Here is a 16,209-nt window from a genome sequence, read left to right as displayed (position 1 = left end):
GCATCCAGAAATCCAAATTAGCGATGCGATTGCAGATAGTACCAGTTTTAACTTTTATAATTTTTGGAGTAATTTCTTTTAAAGTAGATGCCCAATCGAAAAAATTCATTGAATTTTCCTACGACCAAGGGCCGATAATTGGTAATAATAAGGATTGGGCTGATGAATTAATCGATATAATCGATTACTCGGGAGTCGATGTGAGAATTGGCTGGAGGAGTGGGAAAAATATCTACTACAATTATATCAATAGATATCCGAGTTATGGGCTTGGCTTTACTTCAGCAGTGAATTATTATAAGGAGATAGGACGACCAATGGGCGTTTACGCATTTGGGGAGTTTCCTTTCGGAAAGAATGATTTTGACAGAAAACTGAATTTCAGTTACTACGCTCAAATAGGTTTGGGTTTCAACATGAATCCTTATGATGCAGAGACAAATCCAATAAATGGTTTCGTAGGTACGGCTATAAATGCCCATGTGCATTTTGGGTTGAAGGCTTCTTACCAATTTTCAAGCACTCTAGAAGGTTTCACTTCCATTGGCACTAAGCATTACTCCAATGGATCCATCAAAAAACCGAATTCAGGGATAAATTTTGTGCCCATAGCGCTGGGCCTGAGAGTAAATCTCGATAAAGAAAAATTTAACCCTGGCACTAAGCCTGATTTTCCTCCCTTGGAGAAAAGAGGCATTTGGAATATTGCGGCTTATACAGGCTTGAAAAGTTATGATGTAGGTGAGAAAACCTATTTCCGTGGAGGTTTGGGAGTGAATTACCTTTGGGAGCTTTCTTACAAATACAGGGGAGGTTTAGGTATAGATTGGTTTTATGGGGCTGGCGCCAAAGAGCGGTATCCAGACGAGAACATTGGATTTTTCGATGTAAACTCTTTTGCGATCGTAGGTTCCTGGGAATGGAAACTCACTGAGCGTTTATATATGCCCATAGCACTCGGAGTATATCTAAGCAGAGCGCATTATAACCAGGAGGTAAATGGTTTCTACGAACGGATAGGCGTGCGCTACAGAATGAAAAATAATGTTTTTGCAGGAGTTCAGATCAAGGCTCACAAAGCCAAAGCCGATTTTTTTGAGTTCACTCTAGGCTATACAATTCCTGGGAAAGTCAGGAAAATTGTAAATCCTTAACCAATTCTAGATCCTTTGATCAAATAATATTTTTATTTCAATCTGGCTTATTCTAGCTTGTGCATATAAATTCCGCCCAATTATGACCAACTCTGATTTGATCAAGTGTTTTTCTTTACTTCTTATATCGATTTACAGTTTTACAGGTTTTGCACAGACAGTGCCTTCCTCTGAGATATATCATCAGCTACTGCAACTCCATGAAACCAAGCGAGTATTATATGTGGCGGCTCACCCGGATGATGAAAATACCCAACTAATAGCAGCGCTACGAAATGGCGAACATGCTCAGGTAGCATACTTAAGTTTGACTCGAGGAGATGGAGGTCAGAATTTATTGGGTAAAGAACTCGGAATAGAATTGGGACAAATCCGGACTCAGGAACTGCTTCGAGCACGGGAGACCGATGGCGGTAGACAATTTTTCACCAGAGCAATGGATTTTGGTTATTCTAAGAATCCTGATGAAACGCTACAAAATTGGGATAAACAGAAGGTGCTTTCTGATGTAGTGTGGGTGGTGAGAAAATTCAGGCCTGATATCATCATCACACGATTCAATACAATTCCGGGTGGAAATCACGGACATCATACTACTTCTGCTATTTTAGCTGAAGAAGCTTTTGATTTGGCTGCGGATCCGAAAGCTTTTCCAGAGCAGCTGAAGTATGTAGAAACTTGGCAGCCCCGAAGAATGTTTTGGAACTCTTACAATTTTGGAGGAGAGTTCAAAGCTATCGAAACAGAGAAATATGCAGTCATCCCGGTTGGAGAATTCAATAGCTTACTAGGAGTGACCTACAGCGAAATTGCTGCGAATAGCCGTACAATGCATAAATCCCAAGGATTTGGAGCAACTCCTAGAATTGGAGCTTCAGATGATCATTTGCAATTCATCAAAGGAGACTTTTTTGAAACCTCAGCTTTTGAAGGAGTCGCTGATCGGTGGCTCGAGCTAGAAGGCGGTATGGAGATTGAGGCGATGATTCAAAGTGCAATTGAGAAGTTTTCCTTTGTAGATCCTCTTGTCAATTTAAAAGCTTTAACTGAAATCCGCTCCAAACTTACGCGGCTTTCCAACAAACCTGATTGGGTATCAGAAAAGGCGAAGATGCTGGATCAAGTGATTTTTGAAATACTTGGTTTGAAAATTGAATTTGTGACCAATCAGGAACTAGGGTTTGCAGGGGAGACAATCAAAGCCAGCCTTGTAGTGAATAACCCTTCGCCTGTTTTGCTCACGGACGTTTCTTTACAGCTTTATGACAGCGATTATGCTGCTGATAATAAGGCGGTAGCTAATAACATTCCTGCTGTAGTTCCTGTAGAATTCAAATTGGCAGAGGATACCCCCTTGTCTCAACCGTATTGGCTCTTGAACCCTGTGGTTACTGCAATATACGATGTGAAAGACCAGCTAATGATCGGCAAGCCTTTTAACGACATGAAAGCAGGTGGAGAATTGACTTTTAAAATTGATGGGCAACTATTTAAATCCGCCATCCCTTTGGAATACAAATACAATGATCAGGTAGATGGGGAAGTAAAGCAGCCATTTACCATTGTTCCAGAGATTGATTTGCAAGTATCAGATCTGAACGTGTTTCTGATTCCGGGTATAAATCCAGTAGTAACCGTGACTGTTAATTTCAATGGTAACCTGAAGAAAGGAGATTTGACTTTCAAAAACCTTTCTGATTCTGAATTTGAAATAGTGGGTGTAGAGGATAATGTCACTCAGAAGAAAAGGATCTATCAAGTTTCTTTCAAATTGGATAAAAATGAAAAGCGAGAAGTTGTAGCTCAATTTAAAACGGCTGATGGAAAAACGTTTGACCAGGTAACTCACCGGATTTCCTACAAGCATATTCCTAATTTGACCTATTTCTCTCCGGCTTCGATGAATCTGATTCAGGAAAACTGGCACGTGTCCGGTGCAAAAATCGGATACATCATGGGAGCTGGAGATGATGTGCCAGCAGTACTTTCATCCCTAGGATATCAGGTCAATGAAATTACAGACTTCTCTTTGGAAAACCTTAGCCAATACAAGAGCATTGTAGTTGGGATCAGAGCTTACAATACGAATTCTGAGTTGGCTGCTAATCAGCAAAATCTACTGGCTTACGTAGAAAATGGTGGAACGGTGGTGGCCCAATACAATGTGAGCAGACCGCTTCTCATTGAGAACCTAGGGCCATATCCATTTACTATCAGTAGAGATCGAGTGACGGTAGAAAATTCTCCATTCACAGCAGATTGGGCACACCCTATTTTGTCTGGGCCAAATCAGATTGTAAAGGAAGATTTTGATGGCTGGATCCAAGAAAGAGGATTGTATTTTGAATCTGACATTGCTCCTGAGTACGCTACGCCACTTACTTTCCAAGATCCAGGCGAAAAACCGTTAAATGGATCGTTGATCTATGCAAAGTATGGAAAAGGGACATTCATTTATACTGGGATATCATTCTTTAGAGAGTTGCCCGCAGGTGTACCAGGCGCTACTAAATTATTCATCAATTTGATCGAGCAATAATTTTGGAAGAGAAACAGATTCGCTGGAAAAACCTATATGCAGGTCTAATTGCATGCTTATTGATACTAATGGCTATTTTTTATTGGCTTAAAGTAGCATACGCATGAGCACGTTAGATTGGGTAGTCCTTTTTGGAACTTTGGCACTGATAGCCACCTATGGGGTGTATAAAACCTATGGGCCAAAGAGTTTAGACTCTTACTTGCGTGGAAAAAACTCCATGAATTGGTGGTCGATTGGATTGTCTATAATGGCTACTCAGGCTTCTGCCATTACCTTTTTGAGCACTCCTGGACAAGCTTATGAAGACGGAATGCGATTCATTCAGTTTTACTTTGGGTTGCCGTTAGCAATGATCATTATTTCGGTTGTCTTTATTCCGATTTATTACAAACTGAAAGTTTATACAGCATACGAGTTTCTCGAAAATCGATTTGACCTGAAAACTCGAACACTAGCAGCTTTACTATTTATCGTTCAGAGAGGTTTGGCTGCTGGAATCACTATCTATGCTCCGGCGATTATTCTATCTACATTGCTTGGCTGGAACCTTACTTTTACTAATATCCTCATTGGCTCCGTGGTCATTCTTTACACCGTGTCTGGTGGCACTGAGGCTGTATCTATCACCCAAAAACAGCAAATGGCGGTGATGATGGGAGGGATGATTTTGGCTGGGATTATCGTTATCCAAATGCTCCCAATTTCTTTCCAAGAAGCTATGCACGTAGCTGGAAAAATGGATAAATTGAACATGATCAACTTTGAATTCGATATTTCTGATCGCTACAATGTCTGGTCAGGAATGACTGCGGCAGTTTTTCTATTTCTTTCTTATTTTGGTACTGATCAAAGTCAGGTGCAGCGATATCTCTCGGGTCAGACACTTTCGCAAAGCAGAATGGGATTGATCATGAACGGATTCTTAAAGATTCCCATGCAGTTCATTATCCTATTTATTGGAGTGATGGTATTTGTTTTTTATCAGTTCTTTTTGCCTCCAGTAGTTTTTAACAAAGTACAAACTGACAAGCTTCGCCAAAGTGAGTATGTTGGCGAATTTGAGGGTTTAGAAAGCCAATACGCTGAGAATTTCGAAGAAAGTAAATCCTCTTATCTGGAAATGCTTGATGCGATTGAACAAGAGGACAAGAGCAAGGAGACTGAAATTCGTTCGAAATTAAAAGTATTGAAATCTGAACAGCAAGCTATTCGTGATGAAGTGAAAGAACTGATCGTCATCAACGATCCAGTTGCGGAAACCCGCGATACAGATTACGTATTTATGCGGTTTGTGATGGATAATTTGCCAAAAGGTATTATAGGGTTGCTATTCGCAGTGATCTTCTCAGCGGCGATGTCCTCCACGGCATCTGAACTTAATGCGCTCGGGTCTACAACCACAGTTGATCTTTATAAACGGTCGATTAAAAAGGGTGCGAGTGACAAGCATTATTTAACATCATCCAAATTATTCACGGCATTTTGGGGAATGGGGGCTATACTCTTTGCTACTTATGCTTCTCTATTTGAGAACCTCATTCAGGCAGTTAATCTGTTAGGTTCTCTATTTTATGGGACGATTCTCGGTATATTTTTGGTGGCATTCTTTATGAAGTGGGTGAAAGGTCAGGCTGTATTTATTGCTGCTTTGCTTTCGCAGGCATTGGTTTTATTTGTCCATTTCAGCAACGGCGATGTAATGGATGGTAATCTTTGGGACATTGGATTCCTTTGGTATAATCCTATCGGTTGTCTTTCTGTGATGTTTTTTGCAGCAATGCTTCAGATGATCATTCCTTCAAAAGACACGAGTCTATCATAAATATTAAAAGCCTCCCAACAGGAGGCTTTTGTAATCCAAGCATCTAGCATCGTACATTCAACTACCTCAATGATTTAATCAATCGTTCGTTTAGTCCAACATAGTCTGGATTTCCGGCTTCCTCAGCCAAGTCAATTGCTTCCGTTGCTGTCTCTACCGCTTCTGTTTTCTTTCCCAAAGCAGCTTCTATTTTTGCCTTCAAGTGCATGGTCCAGTATTTCGGATCGGCATCTACAGACTCATTTATCCAGCTGTAAGCTTGATTGATGTCCTTATTATTTGTGTAATAATAGCTTGCAGCAGAATAAAGCAGACTTGGGTCTGAACTATCGCCATCTATTACAAATTCTTTGATTTGAGCCATCACTAGTGGATCTACTTCTGTTTCAATTCTGAAATCAACTCTCGTATTTTCCCATTTCAGAGAAATGTCAGAACCGGTATCAGTCATATTTGCAAAACTGATCTCAAAGGTTTCCGCCTTCTTGCTAAGTTTTTCGGGCTTAGTATTGAATCTGATAAGGTCTTCATTTTGATCGTAACCGATCGCTCCCCAGAGTTTGATGTTCTTAGAGAGAATCATCGTCCACTCAGATTTGCCTGGAATGGCATATAGCGCATATTGACCTGCGGGAATATTCTTACCGTCAATGATTACATCGGTAGAAAAAGAAAGAACTGTTGCGCCATTGGCACCTGTTCTCCAAACCTGTCCATAAGGAACAAGCTCTCCAAAAATCTTACGATCCTTGGTGCTGGGTCTGCTGTAATCTACGGTCACATCCGTCAAGCCAACTTTTTGGGCAATTTTAGCCGATGGGGATGCCTGAGGCATTTGGATTTGCTGGGCAAAAGAAACAGCGCAGCAAAGTAAAAAGGCTAAAGTGAAAGCTATTTTTTGTTTCATTGAAATTGAATTTTTAATTTTAGTAATGAGTTACACAAGCGTAAAAGCTGAGATTATGTTCTGAATATCGCTGCAATTTGATGCTTTTTAAGGCAAAATAACAACGAGCATTGCTCATTTTTCCACATCAAATAGAACGTTTATTGTTGTTTCCAATCTTCAACCTTTTTCACCCGTATAGAACAATATGAGTTTAGCTATTATAAGTCCTGGTAAAAATCCTGAGGTTTGGATCAAAGAGTTTAAAGCACTTGCGCCAGAGTTGCATATTGAAGTTTATCCAGAAATCACCTCCCCTGAAAAGGTAGAGTACGTTTTCCTTTGGCAACATCCTGAAGGAATTCTTTCTGACTTCCCGAATTTGAAGTTGATTAGCTCCATGGGAGCTGGTGTAGATCATATTTTGAGGGATAAGTCAATTCCTGAAAATATTCCCATTGTACGGATTGTCGATGAAAAGTTGACATTTTCGATGACAAACTATGTGGTGATGGCTGTTCTTAATTACCATAGAAGATCACCTCGATTTCAAATGAACCAGACTAGGAAAGTTTGGGATATGAGCTATCCTGAGCTTGATGTGACCGTAGGGGTGATGGGAGTGGGAGCTTTGGGGAAAGATGTGATGGATAAATTGAATTACATGGGATTCTCTGTGGTTGGTTTTGGATTCTCGGAGAAGAGCGATTTTGAATATTCCTATTACACAAAAGATAAATTAGAGGAATTTTTGAAGGAAGTGAACGTATTGGTTTGCTTACTGCCGCTTACTCCAGATACAGAAAACATATTAAACACTTCCCTTTTTGAAAAATGTAATCCGAATACCTACCTAATTAACGTAGCTCGAGGTAGGCATTTGGTAGAAGATGATTTGATAAAAGCGCTGGAAGTGGGGCAGCTTTCAGGAGCCATGCTGGATGTGTATAGAGAGGAGCCGCTCCCAGAAAGTCATCCTTTTTGGGAAAACTGGAAAATAACCATGACGCCACATATAGCGAGCGTAACGAACCCGCAAGCAGCAGCACCTCAGGTGATAGAAAACATCAAACGTATACGGGAGAACAGAGAGCTCGTTAATCTCGTTAACCGGTCCAAAGGTTACTGATTTTTATATGGAAAAGATTTTTAAGATTCTTTGCCCCACAGATTTTTCGGAGTGCTCATTGAATGCAATTGAGTATGCCGCAAAAATGGGTGAAAAATATAAAGCTGACTTGATTCTGTTTCATGTGCTGAATAGGGAGGATTATGAGAAATTATCTCCTTCAGATGTCACTGGAAAAAATCAAATGGACTTTGTGCTAGAAAAACTTCAAAATCTTCAGGAGGCTGTTCTTAAAGAGAGTATTCAAAAGGGCCTGAATACATGCATCTCCGTAGTGAAAGAAGGGAATATTGTCAAGGAAACCCTAGCATATGCGGAGGAAATGAATGCCGATATACTCGTAATGGGCACCGAGGGAGTTAATGATTTCAGAGAAAATATCATAGGGTCCAGAGCTAGTAGAATAGTTGAACAAGTGGACAGGGATATTTTAGTTGTTCCTAGAAAAGTGTATTTCAAGTCGCCAAGAAAACTTGTCTATGCGAGCGATTACTTGGAAGAGGATAAAATTGCGATTCAAAAAGTTGTTGAGTTTGCACGATTTTTTGATTCAGAGATAGATATAGTCCATGTCAGTAGTACGCATAAAGCGTTGGATAAATCACTGCACGAGACAATGGTGGAAGAGATTGAGCCATTTATCAAATATGATAAAGTCAATTTTGTGTTAAAGTCTTTCCGAGATGATATTGCCTTGGGATTGGAGAATTACCTGCAAACTGCCAAAGGTGATATTCTAGTGACGTTAAGTGAAAAGAAGTCCTTCTTTGATCAGATTTTTTCAAAAAGTTTATCAAAAAAAATGGCCTATTTCATCAATAAGCCATTGTGGGTGATTAAGTCTTTTTGAGTGATTTTTTGAACCACCAAGTGCATGAAGAAAGACAGAGAGGTCGCAGAAGCCAAATCCTTATTTAGATAAATCTCCACTTCGTCCCATCTGACATGTTTGGATATTGCATAGATGCTAATCGCTCTTTTTCCCACCAAACAATCCCTTCAAATAGTTACCGAATTCTTTTCGGGTATGTGCATTATTGAAAACAGAGCCTAAGGTGTTCAAAAAATGGTTAAAAGTCATTTCCTTTTTTTGAACTGGTGCAATCGGCTCTTCTTTTGGTATCGAACCAACTTTCGGAAGCTCCGAGTTTTCCTCAGAAGAGGTAGAATTTTGCTTCGAACTCTCGGTTGGTTTGTAGCCTACTAGATCATCGGCTTTTTCAAAGCTCTTTTTTGACTTGGCTTGATATCCCAATTTCTCTTCTACCAATCCTTTGTTGTTGTGAGAAACAGCATCTTCAGGATCTAATTCGATTGCTTTTTCATAATCTGCTATTGCTCCTTCCAGATCTCCAATTCGATCTTTTAGATAGGCGCGACTGCTGTATCGATAGGGGTTTTTAGGATCCAGATTTGCTGCACGATCCAATTCGGATAGTGCCTCTTCATTTCGTTTGAGCAAGTGTAAAACCACAGCTCTGTCGGAGATAAAATCGGTATTGTATGGCTCAAGAGAAGTGATCAGATCAAAATCAACCAAAGCTTCTTCAGTTTTCCCAAGTCTGGAGAGAATTCTTCCCCGGTTCAAATGAAGCTGGGGATGATTAGGAGTCTCCTTGACCAATCCATTGAAAATGGTCAAAGCTTCCTCAAACTTCCCTGATTTATATAATTCTATTCCTTTTTCGAAGCTCATGATTTCTTATTTAACCGTAGTGCGCGGAGGTTTCGCAGAGGGTGCAAATTGTTATTAATGATCAAACTTCCTACGATCAATCAATTTTCCCTTATATCTTATAACTTAAAACTTTAACACCTTTCAAACTTCAAACCTTTCCACTTTCCAACTATCTACACCTTTAAATACAAAGTTAACGCCTGAATAGTTTACCAAAGAATCTTTCTTAGGTTTTTGCACGCAAATGGATAGGCCTGTTATCTTTAAGGCTTGAGATTACTTCTGATTTATGCCCCAACAACCACAAGCTGTACTTAAAGAACTGAAAGCGAAAAAGTTTGCTCCAATTTACTTTTTGGATGGGGAGGAGCCTTTCTTTATTGATGAGATTGTAGACTTCATTGAGAAGAATGCGATTGCTGAACATGAGCGTGGTTTTAACCAAGTGGTGCTATATGGAAAAGATTCAAATGTGGGATTGATCCTTAATAATGCTCGAAAATTCCCAATGATGGCTGATCGCCAAGTTGTGATTATCAAGGAAGCTCAGAGTTTGTCGGATCTTACCAAAGAGGAATCACAAAAACTATTGATTAGCTACGTGCAAAATCCACTTCCAAGTACAATTCTGGTTTTTGCTCACAAGTACAAAAAATTGGATGGTAGATCTGCTCTGTATAAAGAACTCGATAAAAAGGCGGTTTATGTGCGTTCAGATAAGGTCAAGGATTATAAGTTGACAGATTGGATTGAGGGTTTCATCAAAGAAACTGAACACTCGATAGATAAACGCTCAGCTCAACTATTATCTGATTCTATCGGAAATAATCTGGAAGTGCTTTCCAATGAAATAGGGAAGATGCTGATTAATTTCCGAGAGCCGACAAAAATTACTAACGAGCACATTTCCAAGTATATCGGAATAAATAAAGACTATAATAATTTTGAATTTTTGAATGCAATTGGATTTAAGGATGTGGTGAAAGCGAATAAAATCATCCATTATTTTATCCAAAACCCGAAAGCAAATCCAGTGATTCCTATGTTTTCGCTGTTGTTTAACTACTTCACCAGAATTGCTTTGATTCACCAGGCAAAGAGAAATGGCGCAGGTGAGCAGCAATTAGCAAGCCTTTTAGGGCTTCCACCTTTTGTGGTGAAAGAATATTTAGTAGCGTCCAGAAACTACAATTTGGGCAAGGTAATTGATGTGTTCGCATACATCAAAGAGGCTGATCTTCGTTTCAAAGGAGTTGACTCCGGAAGTATGAGCGAAGCTGAAAACCTCCGTGAGCTTGTTTACAAGATTTTGCATTGATTACCTAAGCCACACTATGAAATCGAGTATACGTGAATGTCAGGTAATGACATGATTTTCACTTTTCGAGATTCCATCTGGCCATAATAAATAAAATACAGACAGATGAAATATCACCTTGTGCTCCTTGCGAGCCTTGGACTTAGTTTGGAGGCGTATTCCCAATCTAGCCTCTATCAGACAAGTCCACAACAGAAGCTAGACCACAATCTGGAGCTTTTTGATAAGCAGCTTTTTTCTGCAAGTATTTATGATAATACAAGGCTGCTGGCAAAACCTATAAACTCTGGACAAGCTAAAGCCGCAGAACTAAACCGAGCCATGTCGGCACTTCAGATAGAAAGCCCGGATGGTGCTGGCTTGATGAAGCAATACATTTATGATCACGGAAATGATCCTTCAGTGACCACTGCAGGTTTGTATCTCGGTGATCATTTTTTCTTCAAAAGAAATTTTGCCGAAGCGGTTGACAGCTATCAATTGGTAGATGCTGAAAAATTACCTGTGGAGCAACAGGCTGAAGTACTTTTCAAGCAGGGATATTCTCATTTTCAGTTGAATCAATACACAGAGGCTGCCCCATTTTTTGATAAAGGAAAAGCACTAAATCAACAGGCTAGTTTTGATTCCTACTATTACAGCGGTTTTATCGCTATGGAAAATGGGAATACTGCCAAAGCAATTGCTGACCTTCAAACAGCTTCGCAGTCTCCATATTACGCCAATAAGGTACCCTATCTACTGGCAGCACTATATTATAAGCAAGGCAGCTATGATCAGTTGATCAGCTATGCAGAGCCTAAGTTGACGAATGGTCAGAATTTGGAGAAAAAGGATTTGATCTATTTATATCTTGCTGAAGCGTATTACGCAAAGAAAAACTTTCCAAAGGCTGCTAATAACTATGACGCTTTCATCAATTCTCGTCCGAGTGAGGAGCTAGGAAGAAATGAAATTTATAAGGCTGGGATATCTCAGTTTGAAATCAAAAACTACCAACGTGCTACAGATTACCTGAAAGTGTCCGCATCTTCCACAGATGAGATTGGCCAAGCTTCCAGTTATTACTTGGCTCATTCGTATTTGAAGTTGGAGAATTATCAATTTGCGTCTACTAGTTTTCAGTCAGCTGCCAAATCTGATTTTAATCCTGCGATCAAAGAGGAGTCAATTTTCAACTATGCGAAGGTGAACTTGCAGAAAGGAAGCTTTCAGGATGCAATCACGGCATTAGATGAATATGTAGAGAATTATCCTTCGGGAAAATATAGAGCTGAAGCGGAGAATTTACTATCTGAAGCACTGGTAAATACCAATGACTACTTACGTGCCATCGATCAGATGGACAGAATTACCAATAAGTCGCCGAGAATTCAAGAGGCTTATCAGAAAGTGGCTTTCTATCAAGCTATGGTTTATTACCGTGACCAGAAATGGAATCCAGCTTTAGCTTATCTAGATAAATCATTGAAGTTTCCAGTTGATAAAAATCTGGTTTTAGACTCGCATTTTTGGAAAGGGGAGATCAATTCTGCCGCGAATAATTTACCACAGGCAATCAAATCCTATGAATCCGTACTTGCCAATCGTCCCTCTGGAGCCAATGGCACTGTTGCGAAGACATATTACGGACTTGGCTACGCTTACTTCAACTCTCAGCAATACCCTAAAGCAGAAGATCAGTTCAGGAAATTTACCGAAAACAGACAAATTATTGCAAACAAGCAGCAATACGATGATGCTGTTTTGAGATTGGGGGATTGTTATTATGTGCAGAAGAGATTTGGTGAAGCCGCCTCTACTTTCCAACGGGCCATTAATGAAGGGAATTCAGGAGTGGATTATGCTTACTACAGATTGGCAGTGGTACAGAATTTCCAGTCAAGAAATCAGGAGGCTTTAGGACAATTGGATGTTTTGATCTTAAGATATCCGAATAGCCTGTATTTAGAAGATGCGCTTTATCAACGTGGACAGATCTACATGGAAGAGACGAGCTACCAAGCTGCTTCAGTTTCTTTCTCAGATTTGTTGAGTTCTAAGCCGAATAGCCCATTTGTTCCTTATGCATTAGAGGGTAGAGCTGTTGCAAATTTCTCACTTCAGAATTACGATCAGACGATTAAGGATTACAGTACTATCTTGAATGATCACCCAAATGCTCAGAATGCTGAAACTGCACTGAAAGGTCTTCAAGAGACTCTTGCACTCCAAGGTAGATCAGGAGAGTTTTCTGATTACTTGACAAAATATAAAGGTTCTAATCCTAGCAGTGGAAGTGTCCAATCCTTGGAATTTGAAGCAGCAAAGGGAGCTTTCTTTGATAAGAATTATACTCAAGCTATACGCAGTTTAGAAAATTACCTTAAAAGTTATCCTCAGTCAGCTCAGCGGGCAGATGCTTTATATTTCTTAGGCGATAGCTACTTGCAGGTAGGTGATACGGAAAGAGCCTTGGCTCAATTTAAGACTTTGGAAAGAGAGCCTGCCTCTCCTCAGCGTATCCGCGCAATGCAGAAGATCGGAGTGATCGAGTTGGAGAGAGGGAATTTTGCGCAAGCAATTCCATACCTAGAAACTTCAGTTCAAAATGCACGCAGTAAGCCCGAAGAGGCAGAGGCAGTCCAGGGCTTAATGATTGCGAATTTTGAAACAAGAAAATATCAACAAGCGATTACGCAAGCTGAACGCTTGGCAACACTAGATGGTGTGATTCCGGAGACTTCTCCTAAAGCATTGCTAATCAAAGCAAAATCTCAGATTGGCTTGAATCAAAAACCACAAGCAGAACTGACCTTAACCGCGCTGGTTGCAGATTACAAAACAGAGCAAGGTGCCGAGGGACTTTATCTTTTGGCTTTAGCCTCTCAGGAAAAAGGTGAAATCCAACAATCGAATGAACTGATTTTTGATCAGTCAGGGCCTTTTGTCAATTACGATTATTGGTACGGGAGGATCTTCCTTCTTTTGGCAGACAACTATTTGAAAAGCGGAGAGGAGTTCCAAGCAAAAGCGACCTTGGAATCTATCGTAGAGAATTCTACCAATCCAGAAATTAAAGAAATGGCTCAATCCAAACTTCAAACCCTTAAGTAAACCATGAAAAAGCTAGCGAAAACTATCCTTTTGACAGGATTTATCGGTTTGACATCCGGATGGGCAATGTCACAAACGCAGCAAAAAGGAGCTGTGACTGATCAGGAATTTGTCATCAGAAAAGACAGAGTGCTTACTGTTCCTGTACAGCCAAGAATGTATGAGAAACTTCCCGTGCTTCCTAAGCCTACAGGATTGAATGAGTATAACTATTTGGTGACGAGCTATCCTTTAAATTTAAAACCTTTGGAGTTAAAGCCTGAGCCATCTCAGAAAGTGTATTCTCCCGAACGAATGGATCTCTATCGAGGTTATATCCGAGCTGGGTATGGTAATTTTGCTTCCCCACTTTTGGAAGCACGATACATGGGTACGGACATCGCGGATTTTAATTATTCCTTGCAGTTGAATCATCAGAGTTTTGGAAAAGGACCTGTACTGGCTGAAGAATCTAAGGAGGCCCATACAAATCTTGGATTTGATGGAAGTTACTTCACAGATCAAGTCGAAGTCTTTGGAGGCTTAAGTTGGAATCAGGATAGCTATCAGTTCTATGGAGTTGATCCTAGATATGTATCAGATACAGAAGTTGAGGGAGGCTTTGAGGGAAATGTCCTACAAGCAATTGAGGCAAAAGCGGGGATTCGTGAGATCGAGAAAGTAGGTCCTTTTTCCTATGAAGGACAACTGAGTTTCAGAAACTTCACTGACAGCTACATGGTGAAGGAGAATCAATTCGGAGTGGAAGCCAGCGGAACATTTCGACCTACCGAAGATTGGGCAGGCAAGGTTGGTTTATCCTATTTTTCTACTAGTCCAGAGGATCTAAATTATTCGTTAAAACGAACATACTTTGCTGTTAGACCAACGGTGTCTTATCAGTATGAAGCATTTAATTTCACAGCAGGTTTGAATCTTGTGTCTGAAAATGACTCCTTAGAAAACAAATCAAGTGATTTTCATGTGTTTCCAGTGCTTAAAGCAAGCTATCAATTTGCGGAAGAGTTTGGGTTTTTTGGTGAGTTTTCAGGCGATGTGAAGCGTAATACCTATTACAGCTTTGTGATGGAGAATCCTTATTTAGGTCCAAGTGAGCAATTGCTCAATACCGTTCAAAACTATAAGATCGAAGGTGGGATAGAAGGTCAGTTTCAAGGAGCATTCAGCTATCGTGGTGCGATCAACATGAGTCGATACAATCAGATGTATTTCTTTGTGAATAACTACACTTCAAATACACTTGATTCTGAAACCGAGAAATTCCAGTTGGTATATGATGAAAAGACGACCGTCTTCAATATCAATGCTGAACTAGGGTATAAATTCTCTGATTTGTATTCGCTCAACAGTAGATTGGATTTGTACCAATACGATTTAAGTACACAGGCTGAAGCTTGGAGTAGGCCTGTTTGGGAATTGAGAATCAATAATCAAGTGACTCCGATTGAGCGTTTGATTGTGCAGGCTAATCTGAATCTAATGGGTGGAATCAAAGCCAGAGGTGAAGATTTAAGTGATGTTGTGGGAATTACGGGACCTTTTGAAGTAGTAAAATTGAAAACTATTGCTGATTTACAGTTGAAGGCAGATTACGGTATTACGGATAGGATCTCAGTTTTTGCCGAAGGCAACAATCTACTTAATGGAAAAAATATGCGGTGGTTAAACTATCCTACAAGAGGAATTCAGTTTATTGGCGGAGCTTCTTTTAAATTCTAAGATTTGTTTGATGCTTTGGGTTGGGGTTTAGGCTCATTTCGTTTAGTTTCGTAACATTCCCCGATAGAGATGACTGAAAAAACTACAGGTAATAAGCATTGGACAGATCCAAAAGACTATGGGCTTCCTTATGTAGAAGTTGTGCCTCTGACTCAAACTGAGGCAGCTAAAAAAGAGGAAGAAGTTATAGCTCCAGTTGATGTAAGTGAAGTTAAAAAGAGAACAATACAAGCTGTAAAACCTTCTTTTGTCGAAGCAGAAAAAGTCTCTAAACCTGAGCAAAAAGCACAAAAAGTGGAGCAAAAGAAATCCAATAATTCCTGGGTTTGGATCGCAGCTCTTTTAGCTTTGGCAGTAGTTGTAGTTATTATCTGGCAAATGAATAAATCTGTAGTGCAAGTTCCAGAATCTACAGAGTTAGTTGCTCAATCAAAAGAAGATGCAGCAATCGAAGAAAATGATGAAGTAGCTATCAATTCTACCACAAGTGAAGAAACGCAATTAACTGATAATCAAGGAAATATTTCAGATTCTATAACTTCTGTTTCACCTGTCGCAGAATCAGCTCAAACTGGTACAACTATTGCGTCAGAGGTATCAGGAACTTTGGTTCGAGTTGAAGAAAAAGCTGATCGACCTCAATTCTATATTATCGTAGGAAGCCTCCCAAATGAGGCTTTGGCTTTGGAAGAAGCAGAGCAATATAAGAATAGAGCAGAGACAGTTTATCTGATTTTGCCATACGAAGATGTAACAAACTATCGTTTGGCAATAGGAACTTCAAGAGGATGGACAGCCATCAATGAAGAGCTCGCTCGGGTCAAGGACCAATACACAGAAGATTTATGGATTTTGAAATATTAAT

The 16,209-nt window shown here is 39.9% G+C and carries 11 protein-coding genes; 9 read left to right on the top strand and 2 right to left on the bottom strand.

Annotation, left to right across the window (positions count from 1 at the left end; all coding sequences use genetic code 11):
• Positions 1–23 precede the first annotated feature (23 nt).
• From AACZ87_RS04250 to AACZ87_RS04240, 3 genes are all read left to right on the top strand, one after another.
• Positions 24–1,154, top strand: coding sequence for an acyloxyacyl hydrolase (locus AACZ87_RS04250; protein ID WP_339865183.1), 1,131 nt, complete (start codon positions 24–26; stop codon positions 1,152–1,154).
• Between the two features lie 82 nt (positions 1,155–1,236).
• Positions 1,237–3,693: a PIG-L family deacetylase gene (locus tag AACZ87_RS04245; protein ID WP_339865181.1), complete on the top strand. Its 2,457-nt coding sequence runs from the start codon at positions 1,237–1,239 to the stop codon at positions 3,691–3,693.
• Positions 3,694–3,796: 103 nt separating this feature from the next.
• Entirely contained in the window at positions 3,797–5,518 is a 1,722-nt protein-coding gene (locus tag AACZ87_RS04240) for a sodium:solute symporter (RefSeq protein ID WP_339865180.1), read from the top strand.
• A gap of 61 nt (positions 5,519–5,579) precedes the next feature.
• On the opposite strand, the gene AACZ87_RS04235 is transcribed toward AACZ87_RS04240, so the two are convergent.
• Positions 5,580–6,425, bottom strand: coding sequence for a DUF2911 domain-containing protein (locus AACZ87_RS04235; RefSeq protein WP_339865178.1), 846 nt, complete (start codon positions 6,423–6,425; stop codon positions 5,580–5,582).
• A gap of 187 nt (positions 6,426–6,612) precedes the next feature.
• On the opposite strand from AACZ87_RS04235, the gene AACZ87_RS04230 reads away from it, so the two are divergent.
• Positions 6,613–7,533 carry a glyoxylate/hydroxypyruvate reductase A gene (locus AACZ87_RS04230; protein ID WP_339865176.1) on the top strand — a complete coding sequence of 307 codons (921 nt, stop codon included), beginning with the start codon at positions 6,613–6,615 and terminating at the stop codon, positions 7,531–7,533.
• Between the two features lie 7 nt (positions 7,534–7,540).
• Entirely contained in the window at positions 7,541–8,383 is an 843-nt protein-coding gene (locus AACZ87_RS04225) for a universal stress protein (protein ID WP_339865174.1), read from the top strand.
• A 117-nt stretch (positions 8,384–8,500) separates the two neighbouring features.
• Here AACZ87_RS04225 and AACZ87_RS04220 read toward each other — a convergent pair whose 3' ends face one another.
• Positions 8,501–9,229, bottom strand: a complete 729-nt coding sequence (locus AACZ87_RS04220; protein WP_339865172.1) for a tetratricopeptide repeat protein — start codon at positions 9,227–9,229, stop codon at positions 8,501–8,503.
• A gap of 271 nt (positions 9,230–9,500) precedes the next feature.
• Here AACZ87_RS04220 and holA point away from each other — a divergent pair, with 271 nt between their 5' ends.
• The 4 genes from holA to AACZ87_RS04200 all read left to right on the top strand — a co-directional run bounded on the left by holA (position 9,501) and on the right by AACZ87_RS04200 (position 16,208).
• Positions 9,501–10,529: a DNA polymerase III subunit delta gene (gene holA / locus AACZ87_RS04215; protein ID WP_339865170.1), complete on the top strand. Its 1,029-nt coding sequence runs from the start codon at positions 9,501–9,503 to the stop codon at positions 10,527–10,529.
• Between the two features lie 105 nt (positions 10,530–10,634).
• The gene (locus tag AACZ87_RS04210; RefSeq protein ID WP_339865168.1) at positions 10,635–13,625 is read left to right on the top strand and encodes a tetratricopeptide repeat protein; all 2,991 of its coding nucleotides are present in this window, start codon (positions 10,635–10,637) and stop codon (positions 13,623–13,625) included.
• Between the two features lie 3 nt (positions 13,626–13,628).
• The gene (locus tag AACZ87_RS04205; protein WP_339865166.1) at positions 13,629–15,344 is read left to right on the top strand and encodes a TonB-dependent receptor; all 1,716 of its coding nucleotides are present in this window, start codon (positions 13,629–13,631) and stop codon (positions 15,342–15,344) included.
• Positions 15,345–15,413: 69 nt separating this feature from the next.
• Positions 15,414–16,208: a hypothetical protein gene (locus AACZ87_RS04200; protein ID WP_339865164.1), complete on the top strand. Its 795-nt coding sequence runs from the start codon at positions 15,414–15,416 to the stop codon at positions 16,206–16,208.
• Position 16,209 lies beyond the last annotated feature (1 nt).

Source organism: uncultured Algoriphagus sp., from assembly GCF_963974365.1.
Taxonomy (GTDB): domain Bacteria; phylum Bacteroidota; class Bacteroidia; order Cytophagales; family Cyclobacteriaceae; genus Algoriphagus.
The sequence above is the reverse complement of the archived record's forward strand: the minus strand, read 5'-3'. Positions and strand labels throughout refer to the sequence as shown.

Bases quoted from the DNA above. Each gene is read 5' to 3' on its own strand.
- AACZ87_RS04250 (WP_339865183.1), top strand. From the start codon at position 24: ATGCGATTGCAGATAGTACCAGTTTTAACTTTTATAATTTTTGGAGTA.
- AACZ87_RS04205 (WP_339865166.1), top strand. From the start codon at position 13,629: ATGAAAAAGCTAGCGAAAACTATCCTTTTGACAGGATTTATCGGTTTG.
- AACZ87_RS04220 (WP_339865172.1), bottom strand. From the start codon at position 9,229: ATGAGCTTCGAAAAAGGAATAGAATTATATAAATCAGGGAAGTTTGAG.
- AACZ87_RS04225 (WP_339865174.1), top strand. From the start codon at position 7,541: ATGGAAAAGATTTTTAAGATTCTTTGCCCCACAGATTTTTCGGAGTGC.
- AACZ87_RS04200 (WP_339865164.1), top strand. From the start codon at position 15,414: ATGACTGAAAAAACTACAGGTAATAAGCATTGGACAGATCCAAAAGAC.
- holA (WP_339865170.1), top strand. From the start codon at position 9,501: ATGCCCCAACAACCACAAGCTGTACTTAAAGAACTGAAAGCGAAAAAG.
- AACZ87_RS04245 (WP_339865181.1), top strand. From the start codon at position 1,237: ATGACCAACTCTGATTTGATCAAGTGTTTTTCTTTACTTCTTATATCG.
- AACZ87_RS04235 (WP_339865178.1), bottom strand. From the start codon at position 6,425: ATGAAACAAAAAATAGCTTTCACTTTAGCCTTTTTACTTTGCTGCGCT.
- AACZ87_RS04230 (WP_339865176.1), top strand. From the start codon at position 6,613: ATGAGTTTAGCTATTATAAGTCCTGGTAAAAATCCTGAGGTTTGGATC.
- AACZ87_RS04210 (WP_339865168.1), top strand. From the start codon at position 10,635: ATGAAATATCACCTTGTGCTCCTTGCGAGCCTTGGACTTAGTTTGGAG.
- AACZ87_RS04240 (WP_339865180.1), top strand. From the start codon at position 3,797: ATGAGCACGTTAGATTGGGTAGTCCTTTTTGGAACTTTGGCACTGATA.